This window comes from Klebsiella sp. P1954 (assembly GCF_018199955.1).
Classification (GTDB): Bacteria; Pseudomonadota; Gammaproteobacteria; order Enterobacterales; family Enterobacteriaceae; genus Klebsiella; species Klebsiella pneumoniae.
Genome location: NZ_CP073373.1, coordinates 613,965 through 631,816 on the forward strand (window position 1 = coordinate 613,965; position 17,852 = coordinate 631,816).

19 protein-coding genes and 1 pseudogene are annotated in these 17,852 nt (G+C 59.9%); 7 read left to right on the plus strand and 13 right to left on the minus strand.

Features of this window, described 5'->3' with window-relative positions; all coding sequences use genetic code 11:
• Complete coding sequence (locus KB890_RS03075) at positions 1-807, minus strand: MetQ/NlpA family ABC transporter substrate-binding protein (RefSeq protein WP_002902393.1); 807 nt, start codon at positions 805-807, stop codon at positions 1-3.
• A gap of 220 nt (positions 808-1,027) precedes the next feature.
• On the opposite strand from KB890_RS03075, the gene KB890_RS03080 reads away from it, so the two are divergent.
• Positions 1,028-2,203 carry an aminotransferase class I/II-fold pyridoxal phosphate-dependent enzyme gene (locus tag KB890_RS03080; RefSeq protein ID WP_020324673.1) on the plus strand — a complete coding sequence of 392 codons (1,176 nt, stop codon included), beginning with the start codon at positions 1,028-1,030 and terminating at the stop codon, positions 2,201-2,203.
• A 44-nt stretch (positions 2,204-2,247) separates the two neighbouring features.
• On the opposite strand, the gene KB890_RS03085 is transcribed toward KB890_RS03080, so the two are convergent.
• Complete coding sequence (locus tag KB890_RS03085) at positions 2,248-3,282, minus strand: NADP-dependent oxidoreductase (RefSeq protein WP_020324671.1); 1,035 nt, start codon at positions 3,280-3,282, stop codon at positions 2,248-2,250.
• Between the two features lie 88 nt (positions 3,283-3,370).
• On the opposite strand from KB890_RS03085, the gene KB890_RS03090 reads away from it, so the two are divergent.
• Positions 3,371-3,919 carry a TetR/AcrR family transcriptional regulator gene (locus KB890_RS03090; protein WP_004179582.1) on the plus strand — a complete coding sequence of 183 codons (549 nt, stop codon included), beginning with the start codon at positions 3,371-3,373 and terminating at the stop codon, positions 3,917-3,919.
• Positions 3,920-3,975: 56 nt separating this feature from the next.
• Here the strand turns inward: KB890_RS03090 and KB890_RS03095 are convergent, their stop codons facing one another.
• Positions 3,976-4,887: an NmrA/HSCARG family protein gene (locus KB890_RS03095; protein ID WP_020324628.1), complete on the minus strand. Its 912-nt coding sequence runs from the start codon at positions 4,885-4,887 to the stop codon at positions 3,976-3,978.
• A complete protein-coding gene (locus tag KB890_RS03100) occupies positions 4,880-5,749 on the minus strand; it encodes an MBL fold metallo-hydrolase (RefSeq protein WP_020324664.1) in 870 nt (289 codons plus the stop codon). The genes KB890_RS03095 and KB890_RS03100 overlap by 8 nt, the downstream gene beginning before the upstream one ends.
• An 87-nt stretch (positions 5,750-5,836) precedes the next feature.
• On the opposite strand from KB890_RS03100, the gene KB890_RS03105 reads away from it, so the two are divergent.
• On the plus strand, positions 5,837-6,760 hold the full coding sequence (locus KB890_RS03105) for a LysR family transcriptional regulator (protein ID WP_020324633.1): 924 nt from the start codon (positions 5,837-5,839) through the stop codon (positions 6,758-6,760).
• Positions 6,761-6,779: 19 nt separating this feature from the next.
• On the opposite strand, the gene KB890_RS03115 is transcribed toward KB890_RS03105, so the two are convergent.
• Complete coding sequence (locus KB890_RS03115; RefSeq protein ID WP_029498283.1) at positions 6,780-7,685, minus strand: LysR family transcriptional regulator; 906 nt, start codon at positions 7,683-7,685, stop codon at positions 6,780-6,782.
• A gap of 140 nt (positions 7,686-7,825) precedes the next feature.
• Between KB890_RS03115 and KB890_RS03120 the strand changes: the two genes are divergently transcribed.
• Together KB890_RS03120 and KB890_RS03125 are read left to right on the plus strand one after the other, a co-directional pair.
• Positions 7,826-8,755 (plus strand): aromatic alcohol reductase, encoded by a 930-nt coding sequence (locus tag KB890_RS03120; RefSeq protein WP_002902287.1) that lies wholly within the window; start codon positions 7,826-7,828, stop codon positions 8,753-8,755.
• 25 nt (positions 8,756-8,780) lie between these two features.
• Positions 8,781-8,987: a YdgH/BhsA/McbA family protein gene (locus KB890_RS03125; protein WP_004179576.1), complete on the plus strand. Its 207-nt coding sequence runs from the start codon at positions 8,781-8,783 to the stop codon at positions 8,985-8,987.
• Between the two features lie 50 nt (positions 8,988-9,037).
• On the opposite strand, the gene KB890_RS03130 is transcribed toward KB890_RS03125, so the two are convergent.
• Entirely contained in the window at positions 9,038-9,916 is an 879-nt protein-coding gene (locus tag KB890_RS03130; protein WP_004151595.1) for an AraC family transcriptional regulator, read from the minus strand.
• Between the two features lie 158 nt (positions 9,917-10,074).
• Here KB890_RS03130 and KB890_RS03135 point away from each other — a divergent pair, with 158 nt between their 5' ends.
• Positions 10,075-10,830, plus strand: a complete 756-nt coding sequence (locus KB890_RS03135) for an SDR family NAD(P)-dependent oxidoreductase (protein WP_004224392.1) — start codon at positions 10,075-10,077, stop codon at positions 10,828-10,830.
• Between the two features lie 4 nt (positions 10,831-10,834).
• On the opposite strand, the gene KB890_RS03140 is transcribed toward KB890_RS03135, so the two are convergent.
• Entirely contained in the window at positions 10,835-11,428 is a 594-nt protein-coding gene (locus KB890_RS03140; protein ID WP_015958263.1) for a TetR/AcrR family transcriptional regulator, read from the minus strand.
• Positions 11,429-11,501: 73 nt separating this feature from the next.
• Between KB890_RS03140 and bdcA the strand changes: the two genes are divergently transcribed.
• Positions 11,502-12,215, plus strand: coding sequence for an SDR family oxidoreductase (gene bdcA, locus KB890_RS03145; protein ID WP_020324644.1), 714 nt, complete (start codon positions 11,502-11,504; stop codon positions 12,213-12,215).
• 66 nt (positions 12,216-12,281) lie between these two features.
• On the opposite strand, the gene KB890_RS03150 is transcribed toward bdcA, so the two are convergent.
• From KB890_RS03150 to KB890_RS03175, 6 genes and pseudogenes are all read right to left on the minus strand, one after another.
• Complete coding sequence (locus tag KB890_RS03150; protein ID WP_020324663.1) at positions 12,282-12,776, minus strand: hypothetical protein; 495 nt, start codon at positions 12,774-12,776, stop codon at positions 12,282-12,284.
• 127 nt (positions 12,777-12,903) lie between these two features.
• Positions 12,904-13,446, minus strand: coding sequence for a type VI secretion system lipoprotein TssJ (gene tssJ, locus KB890_RS03155; RefSeq protein WP_020324678.1), 543 nt, complete (start codon positions 13,444-13,446; stop codon positions 12,904-12,906).
• The gene (gene tssG, locus KB890_RS03160) at positions 13,424-14,509 is read right to left on the minus strand and encodes a type VI secretion system baseplate subunit TssG (protein WP_004176418.1); all 1,086 of its coding nucleotides are present in this window, start codon (positions 14,507-14,509) and stop codon (positions 13,424-13,426) included. The genes tssJ and tssG overlap by 23 nt, the downstream gene beginning before the upstream one ends.
• Positions 14,473-16,227 (minus strand): type VI secretion system baseplate subunit TssF, encoded by a 1,755-nt coding sequence (tssF, locus tag KB890_RS03165; RefSeq protein ID WP_020324625.1) that lies wholly within the window; start codon positions 16,225-16,227, stop codon positions 14,473-14,475. The genes tssG and tssF overlap by 37 nt, the downstream gene beginning before the upstream one ends.
• A gap of 76 nt (positions 16,228-16,303) precedes the next feature.
• The gene (locus tag KB890_RS03170; protein ID WP_022631448.1) at positions 16,304-16,774 is read right to left on the minus strand and encodes a hypothetical protein; all 471 of its coding nucleotides are present in this window, start codon (positions 16,772-16,774) and stop codon (positions 16,304-16,306) included.
• Positions 16,771-17,827, minus strand: a pseudogene (locus KB890_RS03175) (polymorphic toxin type 44 domain-containing protein). Before KB890_RS03175 ends, KB890_RS03170 begins: the two are co-directional and overlap by 4 nt.
• Between the last annotated feature and the right edge of the window lie 25 nt (positions 17,828-17,852).

Genomic DNA, 17,852 nt, shown 5'->3' on the forward strand with positions numbered 1-17,852 from the left:
TTATTTTAAATAGTCAGGCAGCAGGTAACCATCATACTGCGGATGGCTGAGAATATATTTTTTGAACTCGGCCGAGTGGTAGCCATCGATAATATCTTTGGCAAACTGCGCCTTCTGATTTTTACCGGCGACGGTCACGACATTAATAAAATGGCTGGTGGCTGCTTCCAGCTTTAAGGCCGAGGTCAGGGACATACCGCTGGAGACGGCAAAATTGCCCTGAATCAGGCCATAGTCGACGTCCGGCAGAGCGCGAACCTGCTGGGCATTATCCATCTCTTTTAGGACAATTTTGTAAGGATTATCTACGATGTTACGCTGCGAAAAAGTGGCCGGATCGCTGTCTGGTTTAATTTTCACCCAGCCAAGGCTCTCCAGCACCAGTACCGCACGATATTCATTTGACGGCTGGTTTGGTACCGACACGACGGTGCCCGCCGCCGGGGTCCCCAGGGTGGTCAGTTTCCCACCATACAGCCCCATCGGCGGCGTGGGGACCTGCACAATGCCCACGTTATCGATCCCCAGCCGCTCATTAATTGCTTTCAGATATACCGGATGCTGCATAATATTCGCTTCGATATCGCCGCGGGCTACCGCGTCATTCACCTGAATACCGTCGCTGAAATCCTTATATTCGATTTTATACCCTTTACTCAATAAATAGGGCGCGACGCCTTTCTCAAATTGTTCTTTATACGGCCCGGGGTTAAAGCCGACGCGGATAAGATGAGCGTCGGCGGCGGCATAAAAAGAGGTGGCCGACAACAGGGCGAGAGCGATCCCGCGCGCAACTGACTTGTTCATAAGGTATTTTCCTGGAGGGTTGGCGATATTGAACGATTAAATCACAGCCGACTGTGGGTTGTAAGCCAGAACGCCGAATTTCCTTTTGCTAATTCCTCATTAACTTTTGCTATACCGACATATCTTAAAAACAAGAATCTTTTGCGTATATTGTTATTTAGCCAGCCGCTATAAATCCCTTAAAGATGGTTAATTATTCGTGATTTAAACCGGGAATGTTATGCCTGATTTTACTGCTTCGCCGCTGGTGGACGCCCTGGAAGAGAATCTGTTCAGCCTGCTGGAAAAACTGGCCGCGGAGGTCAACACCGAAGCGCTGCCGCTGATCGATCTTTCCAGCGGCAGTCCGGATCAACCCACCCCGCCGGAAGTAATCGACTCGCTGCAGAGCGCTATTCATCGTCGTGAAAACCATGGCTACCCGTCGTTCTGGGGCAAACCACAGGTCCGCGAGGCGATCGCCCGGTTCTATCGCCGGCAGTATGATGTGGAACTCGATCCGCACAGCGAAGTCGCCGTGTTTCAGGGGTCGCATATCGGTATAGGCGGCATCCCGCGGGCGCTGCTCAGCCCCGGGCAATACCTCATCTCCACCGATCCCTGCTATCCGATTTACCGCTCGGCGGCGCTGCAGTCCCAGGCGGCGTTTTATGGCCTGCCGCTCAGGGCGGAGAACCATTTCCTGCCGGATTTTAACGATCTTCCCCGGGAAGTCGCTGACAAGGCCGGGCTGGTGGTGCTTAACTATCCGCATAATCCAACCGGCGCCCTCGCCACGCCGGCGCTGTTCACCAGCGCGCTGCAGTTTGCTCGTCGTCACCAGGTGCCGATCCTCCATGATTTTGCCTATGCGGCCATCGGCAGCGCGGCCAGCGATGCGCCGCTGAGCCTCTTCTCCCAGCCCGACGCGAAAGCATGGGGAGTGGAAACCTATACTTTTTCCAAGACCTTTAATATGGCCGGCTGGCGCTTCGGCTTCGCGGTCGGCAACGCCTCGATTATCCGGGCGTTTAAAAAGCTGCACACCCATAGCTACAGTACGGTGTTTGGCGCGATTCAGGATGCGGCGATCGCCGCGCTCAACCTGCCGGCCGAACGGATTGCGCAGCTGACGGCGGTCTATCATCAACGTCGGGAGTGGGTTCTGCGTCGACTGGCCGCGCTGCGCTGGCCGGCGCGTGACGCACAAGGCACTTTCTTCCTCTGGCTCGGCGTACCGCCCGGCTACCGTTCGCAGGAGTTTGCCCGTCTGCTGCTGCAGGAAGCGCATATTCTGGTGGCGCCGGGCACGGGTTTTGGCGCAGGGGGGGAAGGATTTATTCGCATCAGCCTGACCGCAGGGGACGAGGCGCTGAGCAACGCGCTGGACCGTCTTGCCCGGCTGGCGCTGTTTTAGTCCGCCGCCGGGAGAAGCAAAAACGCAACCCTGGCCGTCGGGGATTACCCGGCTGACGAGTCCATCACCGACAGCACGATTTTGCCCTCAAGATGCCCCTGCGCTGCTCGCTCATGCGCCATCTGCGCCTGCGCAAGGGGGAAAACGCTGTCAATTGCAACCCGGATGACCCCGGCGTCCAGCAGGTCGGCAAGCCGGGCGAGCTGCGCGCCGCTGGAGCGTACCTGGGTGGTGGAGACCGTCACTCCGCGCTGTCGCGCCTCTTCCGCCCCGGCAAAGCCGAGCGGAAAGATCGGGTACAGCGCGCCGCCGGGTCGCAGGGTACGCAAAAAACGGCCGCTGGCCGGCCCGCCCGGCGCATCAATGACCAGGTCCAGGTCACGCACCGTCTCCTCCACTGCGGTGGTTGTATAGTCGATAACGCGATCCGCGCCGAGCTGACGTAAAAAGGCTTCATGGCGGCCCGCGGCGACGGCAATCACCTCGGCGCCCTGCCACTTCGCCAGCTGCACGGCGAAATGACCGACTCCCCCTGCCGCGCCGTTGACCAGGACGCGTTTACCCGCCAGCGGCACCGGCCGATGCGGCCCCGGCTGCAGCGGATTCGCCACCTCATGCCCGGGATCGATCATGAACTGCCAGGCGGTGAGGAGCGACATCGGCACCGCGGCAGCCTGCTGATGGCTCAGGGTTAGGGGTTTGCGAGCGAGGTCGCTGACCGGCACGCTAACGTACTCGGCGTAAGCGCGGCTGCCCCCTGCCGCCCCTTCGGGAAAACGCGCCATAGCATACACTTCGTCGCCGACCGCCACCTCTCGGACGTCATCCGCCCGCGCCACCACCACCCCGGAGAGATCGGTCCCGAGGATCAAGGGAAAGCGGACCTCGGGCCGCCACTCCGGCGGCAGCTGTTGATAGCCATCGCGCAGATAGCTGTCCGGCGGGTTCACGCCCACCGCGTGCACCTGTACCAGTACTTCACCGGCCTGCAGGACCGGCATGGGCGCATCCTCATAGCTCAGGACTTCCGGCCCGCCAAAGGCGTGCTGTTGAACGGCCTTCATCATCTGCGTCGACATCGCTTTCTCCTCATATGGAAATGCGTTATATTTAACGGAGCACCGTTCCGAATATATGGAGCGGTGCTCCGATTGTCAAGGAACGCCAATGAGAGCTGATGCCAGAAAAAATTATGACCTGTTGATCGAGGTGGCCCGTGACGTCTTTGTGGAGCAAGGCGCTGAGGCCTCGCTGCGCGATATCGCCCGCCGGGCGGGCGTCGGAATGGGAACCCTCTATCGCCACTTTCCCAACCGCGACAGCCTGCTGGAAGCCCTGCTCCGCAGCCGCTTTGCGGCGCTAACCGCCCGGGCTGAGTCGCTTCTGCTCGCCGCCGATCCTGCCGCGGCGCTGCTGGAGTGGCTGGCCGAGAGCGTGGCGTTTACCCATCAGCATCGCGGGATCATCGCCCCGCTGATGAGCGCCATCGACGATCCTGAGTCCGCCCTGCACAGCGCCTGCGTTGCCCTGCGCGCCGCCGGTACGTCGCTGCTTACCCGCGCGCAGCAGGCCGGGCTGGCACGGCCAGATCTCAGCGGAGAGGAGCTGTTCGATCTGATCGCCGCGCTTGCCTGGCTGCGGGAGCAACCGTCCCATGCCCCGCGCGCAGAGCGGATTTTAGCGGTGCTGGCCGACGCGATCCTGACTGCCGGCTAGCGGCGGCCGGTCACCGACGAGACAGCGCGCCTGGCGGGTAACCAGAACACCAGCCTTTAACGATCAAACGCCCAGCGAGCCCCGCTGGTCAGCGCCCGCTCGAAGGCGGGACGGCCGGGGCCTGCCAGCCAGCCGGCGAAGGTGTGCAGCTGCGGGTGCAGCTGGCGCAGGGCGTCGAGGTCGGCGTGCCCGGCCAGCCGCCCGTCGTCCACCAGCCCGGTCAGCTTGTGCAGAAAAGGACTGGCGGCCAGCACCTCGTCGGAAAATCGCGAATAGGGGATCGGCCGTCCCGCCGCCGCGGAGAATAACCCCTCCAGCTGACGGCCGGTCACGCTGTCGCTGGCGATCTCGAACGTCTTGCCGGCAAACCGCGCCGGCGCGGCAAAAACCGCCGCGACAAGATGGCCGATATCCTCCACCGCCAGCACCTGCATTCTCCCCTCCGGCAACATAAAAAATTGAAAACGACCTTCATCAAGGCCAAAACCAGGCATCACCAGCAGCTCCATAAAGGTGGCGGGCCGCACGATGGTCGCCGCCAGCGGCAGGCGGCGAATATGCCGTTCAATTTCCGCTTTGGTGTCATAATGCGCTACGCCGGTCGGCGTCTCCCCCGTCGCGCTGCCGGAGCTGTACACCAGATGCTTCACCCCGCACTCGACGGCAAGATCGGCGATGGTTATCCCGTAGCGTACCTCCTGCTCATCGGTCACCGTCCCTCCCGGCGAACTGGGCTGGACGCTGAAGACGCCGTCGACCCCGGCCATCGCCGACCGCATTGCCGCCCGGTCTTCAAAGGTACCCACGACCAGCTCGGCTCCCCGCGCCGCCAGCGCAGCGGCCCCGGCGGAGAAAGGATCCCTGACCAGCGCCCGAACCCGCCAGCCGCGGTGCAGCAGCGCCCGCGCCACCGAGCCGCCCTGCTGACCGGTGGCGCCAAAAACCAACACGCTTTGCGCATTATTCATCACTGTTCCCCTTATCTGCAGCCTGTTTCCCGGCCTCTCGCCAGCGATAGTCACCTTGCTTATCCTTCTCCAGCCAGCCGCAGGAAGGCCCGGCAAAATGCCCGGTGAACCATTGAGCATGATGGCTTGCCCCCCACGCCATCATCTCCCGTCGCGAGACTTCCGCCTGCCGGGGATCGCCGCAGAACGCTGAATTCCACTGCGGATGGGCAAACTGGATCGGGGAATGCAGAAGATCGCCGGAGAAACAGGCGTAGTCATCTCCAGCGGCGAGGACCAGCGCGGCATGGTCCGGACTGTGGCCGGGGGTGGGAATAAAGTCGATCCGTCCGCCGACCCGCGGCCGGGTCGCCACATCGACGGTCTCCAGCTGGCCGGCCTCAATCACCGGCAGCAGGCTGTCAAGCCACAGCGCCCGGTAGCGTTCGCTGTTTTTCACCCGCGACAGCTCTTTTGCCGAGCACAGATAGCGGGCGTTGGGAAACAGCGGCACCCAGCGATCGTCCTGCCAGACGGTATTCCATCCGACATGGTCGGTATGCAGGTGAGTCAGTAGCACCAGGGTCACGTCCTCCGGGTTCACCCCCGCGGCGCGGAGATTCTCCAGATACGGCGTGTTAAGTTGATGATAGAGCGGATTGCCGCCGCGCTCCCGACCATTGCCGGTGGCGGTATCGATAACAATCAGATCGTGGGGGGTCTGCACCACCCAGCTGTGGATTGACAGCGCAATCGGCTGAATAACGGCCTCCGCCTCCGCTACCGGGAACGCCTCTGGATAGAGCGCTGCCGGCTGCAGGGAAATCTCGCGCTCCGGCACTTTGAAAATCAGGCTATCGCCTGTCTGGTAAGTTTGCATCACTCCCTCCGCGCGCATTGCGCTGGTTGATTTATCGGGGTGATATTCACTATGCTGCCGGGATAACCCACATTCAAATTGATTATCATAATGAACAAAATCATTGAAAATGATTTTAGTCGTATCGATCTGAATCTGTTGACGGTCTTGATGGTGCTGTACCGCGAAGGGAGCGTCACCCGCACCGCAGAGGTGCTCCATCTTGGCCAGCCGGCTATCAGCGGGGCGCTGAAACGGCTGCGCGAGATGTTTGACGACCCGCTGTTCGTGCGCAGCGCCAGAGGCATGCTGCCGACGCCGCGGGCGCAAGCGCTGATGACCGACCTGCAGCCGCTGATGGAAAACCTACATTCGGCGATGTTTGGCGCCGCAGAGTTCGTCCCGGCGCGCGCGCAGCAGCTTTTTCGCATCGGCCTCAGCGACTGGAGCGAGCACTGGCTGATGCCCCCGCTGTTACCCGGGCTGATGCAGGAGGCGCCCGGAGTCTCACTGCAGTCGATAGCCGCCGACCCCTTCCAGGTTCGCCAGTTGCTGGAGGAGGAGCGCATTGATGTCGCGGTGTCTGTCAACAAACAGAGCCGTGGGGAGATCGTCAGCGAGCCGGTGATGTCCATGGGAGTCACCACCCTGTGGTCGCCGCAGCAGATCCCCTGCCGCGGTCCGCTGTCGGTGAGCGACTTTGTCGCCTGGGAACATGTGATGGTGGCCTATCGCGAAACCGGCCACGGTGAAATTGACCGCCAGCTCGCCAGCCAGGGGCTCGCGCGGCGCGTGCGCTTTGCCACGCAGAATTTCTCCACCTTTCCCCTGCTGCTGACCACCCTGCCGCTGTTCGCCACCGTCCCGCAGGGGCTGGCGCAGCGCTGGCAGGCGCAGTATGCGCTGCGCGCGGACGCTCCGCCGGTAGCGTATCCGGAATTTACGCTGTGCATTTTGCGGCACAAACGGCGGGCGCAGGATCCGGCGCTGAACTGGCTGGTGACGATGTTAAAACAGGCCATGCGCGGCCAATAACCGGGCCGATGCCCCGGCATCAGGCCTCGCTGTTCGGGGGTTGCAGCACACGCCTGCTCCAGTCATAAAACGCGCGCACCGCCGGCGGCAGATAGCGGTTTTGCGGATAGACCAGCGACAAGGGAAGATCAGAAGCGGCCTGCTCCAGACAGGCGACCAGCGCCCCGCTCTGCAGATAAGGTTGCGCCAGATAGCTGGCGACGCGGATCAGGCCCAGCCCCTGAATGCCGGCCTGAATGTAGGCATCGGTATCGTCGACCACCAGCGTCTCCCGCATGCGGATCGCGTAGTCGCCTTCATCGAGGGAGAAAAGCCAGTCGATGGTCCGCCCGGTACGGTGATTCAGGTAGCCCACCGCCCGATGCTGGTGCAGTTCGTCGATGCTCTGCGGCCGGCCGTGGGCCGCGAGCCAGGCCGGCGAGGCGAGGACCATCCAGCGGTAGCGGGCCAGAGGACGCGCCACCAGGGTGGTGGAATCTTCGATCCGTCCGGTACGGATCACGCAGTCGAATCCCTCCTGAATTATATCTTCCACGTTGTCGCTTGAGCAGAGGATCAGCTCCAGGTCGGGATACTGCTGCAAAAACTCGCCGATCCTCGGCAGAATGCAGTGGCGGGCAAGGGATTGCGGCATCCCTACCTTGAACCGCCCGGCGGGCTGAGCCGAGCGCCCGGGAAAGGAGGCTTCCATCGCCGCCATCTCGGCCAGCAGCCTTTTACACTCCTCATAATACCGGCGACCCTCCGCCGTCACGCTGAGCTTGCGGGTGGTGCGCTGGAGAAGCTGCGCCCCGAGCCAGGCTTCCAGCTCCTTCACCACCCGCGATACCGTGGAGCGCGGCTGCCCGAGCACCTCCGCCGCGCGGGCGAAGCTGTGGGCATCCACGACCGCAACATAGACCTGCATGGCATCCAGTTTGTCCATTTCGTTACCCCCCCCGGCGCTCATTATCCCATTATTACGAACAGTCTAACCCGAAACGCTGTACTTATCGAATGTCGACCGTCCCCCTACACTGAGCCTGTAGCCCGTCAACACAAGGCTTAACTGAGCAAGGAGTTAAAATGAAAACTGATAATTTTAATCATGCGGAAAAGGTATTGGTGCTGGGAGCGGGACAACTGGGCGCCGCCGTTCTCGATGCGCTGGTGCCTGCGGTAATCGAGCGCCAGGGCACGGTCTCGGTCATCGTCTCGCCGGCGGCCTGGGATGAAGCCGGCCAGCTGCGGTCGGCAAACCATCAGGCGCTGGCCGACGCCGGAGCCACCTTCCTCGCCGTCGACATCGCCGGTAGCGCCATGGAGACGCTGGCCGATCAGTTTCGTGGATTCACCACCGTGATTAACTGCATGGGGTTTGTCGCCGGTCCGGGGACACAGCTGAAAATTACCCGCGCGGTGCTGGCGGCCGGGGTACCCCGCTATTTTCCCTGGCAGTTTGGCGTCAATTACGATGTGGTAGGCAAAGGCAGCGGTCAGCCGGTCTGGGACGAGCAGTACGATGTCCGGACCCTGCTGCGCGCGCAGCGGGCCACGGAGTGGGTCATTGTCTCCACCGGGATGTTTACCAGCTTTCTCTTCGAACCAGACTTCGATGTAGTGAATTTATCCAACCGAACCCTTCACGCCCTTGGCAGCTGGGATACCCAGGTGACCGTCACCTCACCGGCGGATATTGGCCGCCTGACCACGGCGATTTATCTGCATCAGCCGCGGATCGTCAACGAGGTGGTGTTTGTTGCCGGCGAAACGACCTCTTACCGGCAGTTGGCGGATACCGTGGAGCGCGTAACGCAGCAGACGTTCAGCAAAGCCGTCCACACCCTGCCCGCCCTGCTGGAGCAGCTGCGGACAAACCCGGATGACGCCATGCTGCGCTATCGCGCCGCCTTCGCCCGGGGGGATGGCGTGTGGTGGCCGATGGGCGACACCTGGAATGCCCGCCACCAGCTGCCGACCCAGGACATTGCCGGCTGGCTGCAGACCGCGCGCTGATTTTCTCTCACAGGACAGAATGACGATGAACAAGTTAATTCCACTGATCGTATTGAGTTGTCTGCTGCCCCTGGCGGCAAATGCCAGAACCATCACCGCCACCGGCGATACCCTGGACCATGCGGAGAGCAAAATCCGCCAGCAAGCCGCCCGCGAGGGCGCGACTACCTATCGCATCACTGAAGCGCGAATGGGCAACAAAGTGCATATCACGGCGAAAATCGCGGACTAAAGCACCGGCGTCAGGCTCAGGGATGAGCTGCCGGCAGCCCGCGCGCCAGGTCAGGCGCTCATTTTTTCCCGTCGACGATCGCGGCCCGGCGGCGCGCCATACAGGCGAGCGTATTCCCGGGTGAACTGCGACACGCTGATATAGCCCACCTCCCCGGCAGCCTGCGCAATACTCATCCCTTCCGCCAGCATCAGGCGGCGGGCGTGGATCAGGCGTAACTGCTTCTGAAACTGCAGCGGCGACAGCGTGGTCATGGCGCGGAAATGACGGTGAAAGACAGAGACGCTCATCCCGGCGGCGTCGGCCAGCGCGTCGACGCTGACTGGCTGCATAAAATCCCGGCGCAGCATCGCCACCGCCCGACGGATCCGCGCCGAATGGCTGTCTACGGCGCCCAGCGCCCGGATGGCCGGCCCATGGACACTCTGCAACAGCCAGTAATGCAGCTCCCGCCGCAGACCTTCCCCCAGCACCGCCAGCGCCCCCGGTTGATCAAACAGCCTTGCCAGCCGGTAAGCGGCATCCGTCACATCGGCGTTCATCGGTTCGATACCAACGCGGGGCGCCTCATCCGGCCCTGACGGCCCGGCCTCCTGCAGCTCGCGCAGGATAGCCAGGTCCAGCTCCAGCACCAGCGCGTAATAGGGAAAACGCTGACTGGCCTCGGTGATCTGGCTGGTAGTGGGAACATCCGCGGCAATCACCATCGCCTCGCCCGGACCATAGTCAAAGCTGGCCAGGCCGGTGGTCACGCTCTTACGCCCCTGGAGCAGCATGGCCACCAGCGGCCTGGCGATAGCCGCCTGCAGGTCACCAGGATGCAGGGCCCGCACCAGAGTAATACCGGGAACCGGGGTAACTGCCACCCCGCTGCTATCGACATGAGCATCGGCAAACCGGCGGCAGAGATCGAACAGAGCGTCGCGCATAAGATCCTTTCAGGCAAGTTTTAAAGCCTGAGTATGCGCTATTTCCCGGCAAAAGGGAGTGAACGGAGAGAAATGGGCAAAAAATAACAAGGATTGGGCAACCCGGCCCGGTGAGCCTCTCCTATTGTAAGGACTCCACATACCAGAGAGGACCGAACATGACTAAAATTGCACTTATTACCGGCGCCAACCGCGGCCTTGGCCGTCAGACTGCACTGGATATCGCCCGCCAGGGTGGGGATGTCATCGTCACCTACCGCGGCAGTCTCGAACAGGCGGAAGCGGTGGTCGCCGACATCCGCGCCCTGGGCCGCAAGGCCATCGCCCTGCCGCTGGATATGGCGCAAACCGCCAGCTTCCCGGCCTTCGCCGACAGCCTCGGCAGCGCGCTGGCCAGCGTCTGGGGGCGGGCCACTTTCGACCACCTGATCAATAACGCAGGGCACGGCGAATTCGCCCCGCTGGCCGAAACGCGCGAAGCGCAGTTCGACGGGCTGTTTAACGTCCACGTTAAGGGGGTATTTTTCCTCGTACAAACCCTGCTGCCGCTGCTGGCAGACGGCGGGCGGATCGTTAACTTTTCCTCCGGGCTGACCCGCGTCTCCTATCCTGGCTTCTCCGCCTACGCCGCCGCCAAAGCGGCTGTGGAGATGCTGAGCGTGTATATGGCCCGCGAGCTGGGCGGGCGCGGCATCACCGTCAATACCATCGCCCCCGGGGCTATCGCCACCGATTTTGGCGGCGGGCTGGTGCGGGACGACGCGGGGGTTAACGCGCAGTTTGCCGCCATGACGGCGCTGGGACGGGTGGGCGTTCCCGAGGATATTGGGCCGATGATCGCCAGCCTGCTACGCGACGATAACCGCTGGGTGACCGCCCAGCGGATCGAGGTGTCGGGCGGACAAACCATCTGACGACTCAGGCTGGCAGGATGCGCTCCAGCGCCAGGCCTGCCAGCCGCACGGTCTCCAGAAGACGCGGCAGACTATCCCCTTCCCGCGCTTTCGCCGACAGGCCAAGCATCAACGTATCCATATAGTCAGTCACCCGCAGCGCGTCCTGCGGGCGATGGCGGGCGATATACTGCTGGATTTTGGCTCTTGCCGCAGCATGCCATTCGCCTGCCGCCACCCGGGCATCAGCATCCTGACAATGTACCCCCTCCAGCACCAGGCAGCCGGCGGCGGCCGGATCGGCCACATAGCGGCGAGCCGCCTCCTGCAGTACGGCGATGAGCGACGCCGCCACCGGCTGGTCGTCTCGCAGCAGGGCATCAATGGGAATGGCCCCGGTCTGGCTGTAGCGCTGCAGGACGCGGGTATACAGCCCGAGCTTACTGCCAAAAGCGGCATAAAAGCTCGGGGGGTTGATGCCGAAAGCCTGGGTCAGATCGGCCACGCTCACCGCGTCGTAGCCTCGCGCGTGGAAGAGGCGTTGCGCCGTTTCAATGGCCTGTTCCGCATCAAACTGGCGGGGACGTCCCGGAGTGCGCCCTGGTTTTGTAGTGGTCACTATATTAATCCTTGACAGCCTGTTTTGCCGCAGCATATTGTAATCATCACTACAATATCATGAGGTGTGGGATATGACAGCGTTTCACAATAAATCAGTGCTGGTTTTAGGCGGGAGTCGGGGAATTGGCGCGGCGATCGTCAGGCGTTTTGTCGCCGATGGCGCGTCGGTGGTGTTTAGCTATTCCGGTTCGCCGGAAGCGGCCGAGCGGCTGGCTGCAGAGACCGGCAGCACGGCGGTGCAGGCGGACAGCGCCGATCGCGATGCGGTGATAAGCCTGGTCCGCGACAGCGGCCCGCTGGACGTGTTAGTGGTCAATGCCGGGATCGCGCTTTTCGGTGACGCCCTCGAGCAGGACAGCGATGCCATCGATCGCCTGTTCCGCATCAATATTCACGCCCCCTACCATGCCTCCGTCGAAGCGGCGCGCCGCATGCCGGAAGGCGGGCGCATTATTGTCATCGGCTCGGTCAATGGCGATCGCATGCCGTTGCCGGGAATGGCGGCCTATGCGGTCAGCAAATCGGCCCTGCAGGGTCTGGCGCGCGGCCTGGCGCGGGATTTTGGCCCGCGCGGCATCACGGTCAACGTCGTCCAGCCCGGCCCAATTGATACCGACGCCAACCCGGAGAACGGCCCGATGAAAGAGCTGATGCACAACTTTATGGCCATTAAGCGCCATGGCCGTCCGGAAGAGGTGGCGGGAATGGTGGCGTGGCTGGCCGGTCCGGAGGCATCGTTTGTCACTGGCGCCATGCACACCATCGACGGAGCGTTTGGCGCCTGATACCCCAGGGCGTCGATGCGCGCTTTACACCGCCGCCGCGGGGACGTCATCGCCTGTCAGGGATCTTCAGGCCAGGCTGTCTACCGCCATAAAAAAGCGATCTTCGGTAAGTATAAGCCGCGCTTCCGGGGGCTGGTGCGCCTTGCGGATCATCCAGCCCTCCTCCGGGGCCAGGCTCAGATAAAACACCTCTCGGGAGCCCGCGCCGTCGGGCGCCTCAAGACTCAGGGTCACGATCCCCTTTTCCACGCCATCCAACAGCTGCTGCGGCACGATATTGACGCTGCGCTCGCCGTTTTGCAGACGAATGGCCGGGATATCGTAGCGGCAGATGCCGCTGTTGAGGCTGTAGCCAAGGGTACTCAGGTCGTGGAGATGGCGGGTCGAAATCACCACCTCAATACCGGTTCCATCAAACCACTGACTTATCTGCTGAGCCAGCGCCGCCATCTGCTGACGAAACCTGGCGATATCCGCGGCGGCCGACCCGTCGAGGGCCGCTGTCCGCCGCGGATTTTGCTGTTGCTGCAGTTTCTTAAAAAAACGTTCCCTCGCTGTCACGTTATCTCCCTGTGCTGTGGTGAAGCCGCTGGGGCTGGATCAAGATGGTTATCGCCCGTTCGCTGGTTACGAAGATTGAGGGCGGGCTGGCGCGATGGCCCCGCCGCAAATGTTTGTTTTTTTTACGTTACTTCGCCGCTTCAGGCCTGAGCCGTAGCTGGTTGTGTTCGGCGGTGAAAATGCGCGGCTTGTCCGGATCCAATTCCTCACGCGCCAGCACCTGCTTCCAGGTATTTCTTTGTGTGTCCGGATGGCGGAACAGGCCGACAATCGCCACGAACGTCGCCTCCGCTTCCAGCGGCATATTGAGACTGGCGTCCCCTCCGGGACCGATCACCACATCGCGACTGGCGAGGAGATCGGCGGCGAGCAGAATATCCCCCTCCTCCAGCAGCTGCTGGTAAACCAGCCGGTCAAAGGTCTGGCGATCTTTAAGCTGATAGATGCGCACCACCACCGGTTCAGAGAGCGAGTGATTCTCTCTGGCATCGGTGTTGAGCGCTTCGCGCGCGGTAAAGTCCAGATGCAGCGTATTAATTTTCTTATAAAAAACGGCGTTGAAGGCAGACTTTGTTCCCTCCGAGACGCGCTGGGTGAGTCCGCATCCGCTCAGGCAAAGCGCAAGCAGGGGCAGCAGACAGGCGGTTTTAGTCAAACTTATACGTAACACGTCGGTTTCCTTGTAGAAAGGTGGCAGGCTGCAGGCCCGTATAGGTACCCAGCTCGGTGGTAAAGGTCTGAGGAATATCGTCCTCACTCTCGCCCTCACCCACGCCCAGCACGCCGTTCATACCGAGCCAGAACGGCTCGTCCCCCAGCGGCGGGACAGCCAGCAGTCGGGTCGGCGCGGTCAGGGTGATGTTGGCCCGGAATCGCCAGCCGAGGTATACCCGCAGCAGGATGAGAAAGTCCCGAAACAGCGGGCCGTCAGGCTTCCAGCCCTGCGCCTCCGCGGGATTGTCGGTGGTAAGGGCGACGAGGAGCTGGCTGCTGGCATCCATCGCTTCGTCACCCAGCGGCGTATTGCCGTCCAGGAAGAAGTCGTCATCGCCGTAAAACCCCAGCGGCTGGCTGATCGCCACCGGACGCAGGCTGTACGGGCTCACCCTGACGGTGGTCTCCGGGGCCAGCAGGGTGACCAGCGCCTGGATCCCCTGCTGGGTTTTGCCCGGCTGACGCAGCACGCCGGTTAGCGCCAGAAAGCGCGACGCCGGCGAGGCGATATGCTGCGTCGTGCCGGGGATGCCTAGCCCCGCCAGGCCCAGTAGCGACTGCGAGAGACGATCGGTGCCGCCGGGCTCAAAGGTGGCGGGCCAGGAGTATTTCCGCCAGATGCGGTAAAACTGCGTCATGATCCGGTGGCTGAAGATATCCAGTAAGCCCTGCAGCGCTTCATGCCCTTCCCTGTGCTGGGCGATATCATCGAGATATGCCGTCGGGAGCGGCGAATCGACACCGTACAACCCCATAAAGGTGGTGCGAATGACCGGCGGCCTGCTGTCATCGGCCTCATCGTATTCCACGGCTTTCAGTTCGCTGGCGGGAAATCCCATTCCCGGATGCGGGTAAAAACGCACCGGATCGTCAGCCGGATGGCTGGTTCCCCCCATCAGCGGTTGGCCGGGACGCCGTTTTTCCAGAAGCTGGCAGAAGCGGTAAAAATTGATCCGCGGCAGGTCGGCCTCCAGCCGCGGGGTCAGCCGGGAATGCGGCGGCTGTGCTTCTCTTCCCATTCCAGTCGTTCTCCGGTTGGTTGCAGAATGATAATCAGGCGGTTGAACAAGTAGATGTCGGTGTAGAGCGCGAAGAAGCGGCTAAGCATCTCGCCAAACAGGCATATATCGCCACGTCCGGCAAAGCCGTGACTGTCGAGGGTGACTTCAATCTGCACGCCGCGCACCAGATGGCCCTGTGCAAAGCGCTCTGTTGCGCGGTGCTTCACGTCGAGGATGGCTTCCAGACGCCGACGATTCATCTCGCTGTCGGTCCATTCATACAGCGCCAGGGTGCCGCGCAGGACCTCCGCGTTATCCATCAGGGAAAGAAAACTGCTGCCCAGATGGCTCAGCACCCGCCAGTGAAAACGGTCCTGGGCGGGGGGATAGCACGGCAGCGTCGGCGCGCAGAGGTTACGCACTGCAATACTGGCGGAAGTGGTTTTCATCACCGTATCGAGCACGGTGCTCTGCAGCGCGCGACGCGGCAGCTGGCCGTTGGTTCCGGTGAGGGTCAGCGACAGGCTTTCATCTTCCGGTACGGTATGATTATCAAAGGCTTCTCCGCCGACGATAAGCCAGGTGTTGTACAGCCCGGAGGGGCCACGGCGCACCCGGGTATGATAGTAATAGTCCGCCGCGTCATGACGCATCATGCCGCCTTTGTGGCGAAAACTTGAGAACGGCGCGTAAACCTGCTGGTGCGAGGAGATCACGGAATCGACGGTGTAAATTTCGGTGTGGCCGTCCTGCACGCGCATCGGGCGCAGCGGGTATTCGGTCTGCAGGGAATTGATGGTCAGCGGATCCGACTCCAGCGGAAACAGGTTGATCACTGGCACGCAGTGCAGGCGCAGCTGCTTTTCGCTGAAGCGGAAGTCATGTTCCCAGCGTTCCGCCAGCACGACGTCGATTTCAAACCACGCCAGTCCGGCCGGAAAAACCACCGTCTCCAGCCCGCGCAGATCGATGAACATGAACTTTTCGCGGAAGGTAAAATACTCCAGCAGCAGCTGGTAACCGCGAAAACTGCGGCCATCTTCAGGCCAGAGGCCGTCATCCTCGCCAAATCCCAGCGCGCTGAAATACCCGTCCAGCGGCCTTCTGTCCACCTCATCGGGGATGCGCAGCCACATCCGGGCCACATTGAGGGTAAAGGCCTCGTGCATGGCGCAGGCCAGCGGCGCATCGGCGTTGCAGTACAGCGGGATATGACTGAGATCGACCCGGCGCCAGTCCGTCAGCTGGCTGCAGGTAAAGCGCAGCGTGATCACCGACCGGCCATCCGTATCGGTGGCCAGCTGGACGCGCTCCAGGGATAACGGCTGCAGAGCGATCGCTTTGGTGGTGGTGTACCGGCAGCGCGTGCCCTTTTCACCGATCGGCCGGGAAAGCACTTCAAAGCCTTTGGCCATCGTCATCGGCTCTTTCATTTCCGGCCAGTCGGGGGTGAACTCCACGACCGACATCGAGGGAATGGTACGTAAATAATGTGGCCACAGCAGACTGACCACGCCTTCGGTCAGCTCAGGCAGATCGTCATCGAGTTTCTCGCGCATGCGGCCCATCAGGAAGGCAAAACCTTCAAACAGGCGCTCGACAAAGGGGTCGCGGGCGCCCGCTTTGTCGAGATTGAGCATTGCCGCCTGCTCAGGATGAGCGCGGGCAAACTCTTCACCCGCTTCCAGCAGGTAGCGCATTTCAGCGTCGTAATAACGCAAGGTTAAATCGTCCATAAATTAATATTGATTTCCTTTCAATCATCAGATTTTGAAACTGGCAACTAAAAAAATAACCTTTATAACACCTGAATTAATACTTATAATTAAATGCCTTTATTTTTTTAAAACATTTATTGCTTGAACCATTTTTAATCGCGCCCTTAAAAAAATCATCTTTTATATAAATCGATGCGTAGCACACGCCCTCTTTTGAAGAAAGAATAAAATTTTGACCACCGCTACCTGCAGCGTTATATTCGTATTGACCACCAACCCTCCAACCAATGTCGAGCGCTGCATCTTTCCTAATCAGAGATGTAAACGAAGCTTTAATCTTAACTCTTTTTCCAGGTGCTATAATTTCAGGCTTTGATCGTACTATACGCGCGACTTCGTCAGGCTCAGGTTCGACATTATATATGCTCTCACCTGCATATACGAATATAGTTTCGTTAGTGTTATTTATAATAACAACGACTGGCCTTATCGGAATAAAATGAGCGACAAGGACTAACACCGCTATAAATAATGCAATACCCGTTAACGTTTTTGTTTTTTTCAAAATGATTCGTCACTTTTTTCTGGATTATCTGTATTCCAGCACCAATGATTTTCTCTTGAGTGAGGAAGGTGCGCGCCAGGTGTTGTTTCTAAAACGCAAAGAATATTATCTGCCGTCAACGTCTCAGCAAATTTCCCATGTTCATAAAATAGATTAAACCCTATTTTCATGCTAGTAATGTCATCCATGGTATCATCCCCCATGGCACCTGGCGTCATGTTTTGTTCCCAAGTGGACCCTTTCAAGAGAATTGCTTCAGAAAAACCGACACTACGTCCAACATAACCATAATGTATGTTTGACCAAACATCATAAAAATAATCATGCTGTTTAAACTTATGATAATAAGACTTTGATGATTTTCCTTTCCTGGGAAGTGGTCGTGCTACTGCAACGGATGAAAAAAGATCGCGGATCTTCGGTTTATGATCCCAGATTGAACCTGTTTTCACGGTCTGATACCAAATAGCCATTGCAGCAAGTAAATCTGCTTTTGGGGGGCGGCCCCAGCCTTGCATAAAAGGGAAGTTTATTCCATTCAGTAAGTCTTTTTATTATAAAATCTACGTCGATTAAATATCGTATTGTTTCTGCCGTATCGCTTCTGACATTCGCCTTTATTTCACTTATTATATATTCTGCAACTTTAATCGCCCCATCTGTGTGAGTACACTGTCGTTCAGTCTTATTTTCTGGATGAAGATTCTTATAGGGTTCCTGTAAAGATGCCATAAGCCCATTGAGTGAAAATAAAGTAGTTATGCATTCACCTCCTTTCTCATAAGTATCATTCATCATTGATGGAATAAACCTCGCCTTACAGGGGCAAGTACTAAAGCTGTCGAGGGTTCCGGCCATTCGCCGGCCATGAATGGTATCGTTGTCGATGCCACCGGCAATCTTGTATAGCCCTGCGTGCTTTCCGCAAGTGACGCTGTCCTGCTCCCGGGCAACAGGTTTATCAAACAGAGTGTGATCTTCTGCGCCTGTAGTGATTCTTCCGCCGCAGGTCGTTCTGTCTCCCTGTACCAGATAAAAACCTTTTGCTGCCATATGTTCTCCTTAGTGTCAGTTTCCG

Bases quoted from the DNA above. Each gene is read 5' to 3' on its own strand.
- KB890_RS03075 (WP_002902393.1), bottom strand. From the start codon at position 807: ATGAACAAGTCAGTTGCGCGCGGGATCGCTCTCGCCCTGTTGTCGGCC.
- KB890_RS03080 (WP_020324673.1), top strand. From the start codon at position 1,028: ATGCCTGATTTTACTGCTTCGCCGCTGGTGGACGCCCTGGAAGAGAAT.
- KB890_RS03085 (WP_020324671.1), bottom strand. From the start codon at position 3,282: ATGTCGACGCAGATGATGAAGGCCGTTCAACAGCACGCCTTTGGCGGG.
- KB890_RS03090 (WP_004179582.1), top strand. From the start codon at position 3,371: ATGAGAGCTGATGCCAGAAAAAATTATGACCTGTTGATCGAGGTGGCC.
- KB890_RS03095 (WP_020324628.1), bottom strand. From the start codon at position 4,887: ATGAATAATGCGCAAAGCGTGTTGGTTTTTGGCGCCACCGGTCAGCAG.
- KB890_RS03105 (WP_020324633.1), top strand. From the start codon at position 5,837: ATGAACAAAATCATTGAAAATGATTTTAGTCGTATCGATCTGAATCTG.
- KB890_RS03115 (WP_029498283.1), bottom strand. From the start codon at position 7,685: ATGGACAAACTGGATGCCATGCAGGTCTATGTTGCGGTCGTGGATGCC.
- KB890_RS03120 (WP_002902287.1), top strand. From the start codon at position 7,826: ATGAAAACTGATAATTTTAATCATGCGGAAAAGGTATTGGTGCTGGGA.
- KB890_RS03125 (WP_004179576.1), top strand. From the start codon at position 8,781: ATGAACAAGTTAATTCCACTGATCGTATTGAGTTGTCTGCTGCCCCTG.
- KB890_RS03130 (WP_004151595.1), bottom strand. From the start codon at position 9,916: ATGCGCGACGCTCTGTTCGATCTCTGCCGCCGGTTTGCCGATGCTCAT.
- KB890_RS03135 (WP_004224392.1), top strand. From the start codon at position 10,075: ATGACTAAAATTGCACTTATTACCGGCGCCAACCGCGGCCTTGGCCGT.
- bdcA (WP_020324644.1), top strand. From the start codon at position 11,502: ATGACAGCGTTTCACAATAAATCAGTGCTGGTTTTAGGCGGGAGTCGG.
- tssG (WP_004176418.1), bottom strand. From the start codon at position 14,509: ATGGGAAGAGAAGCACAGCCGCCGCATTCCCGGCTGACCCCGCGGCTG.
- tssF (WP_020324625.1), bottom strand. From the start codon at position 16,227: ATGGACGATTTAACCTTGCGTTATTACGACGCTGAAATGCGCTACCTG.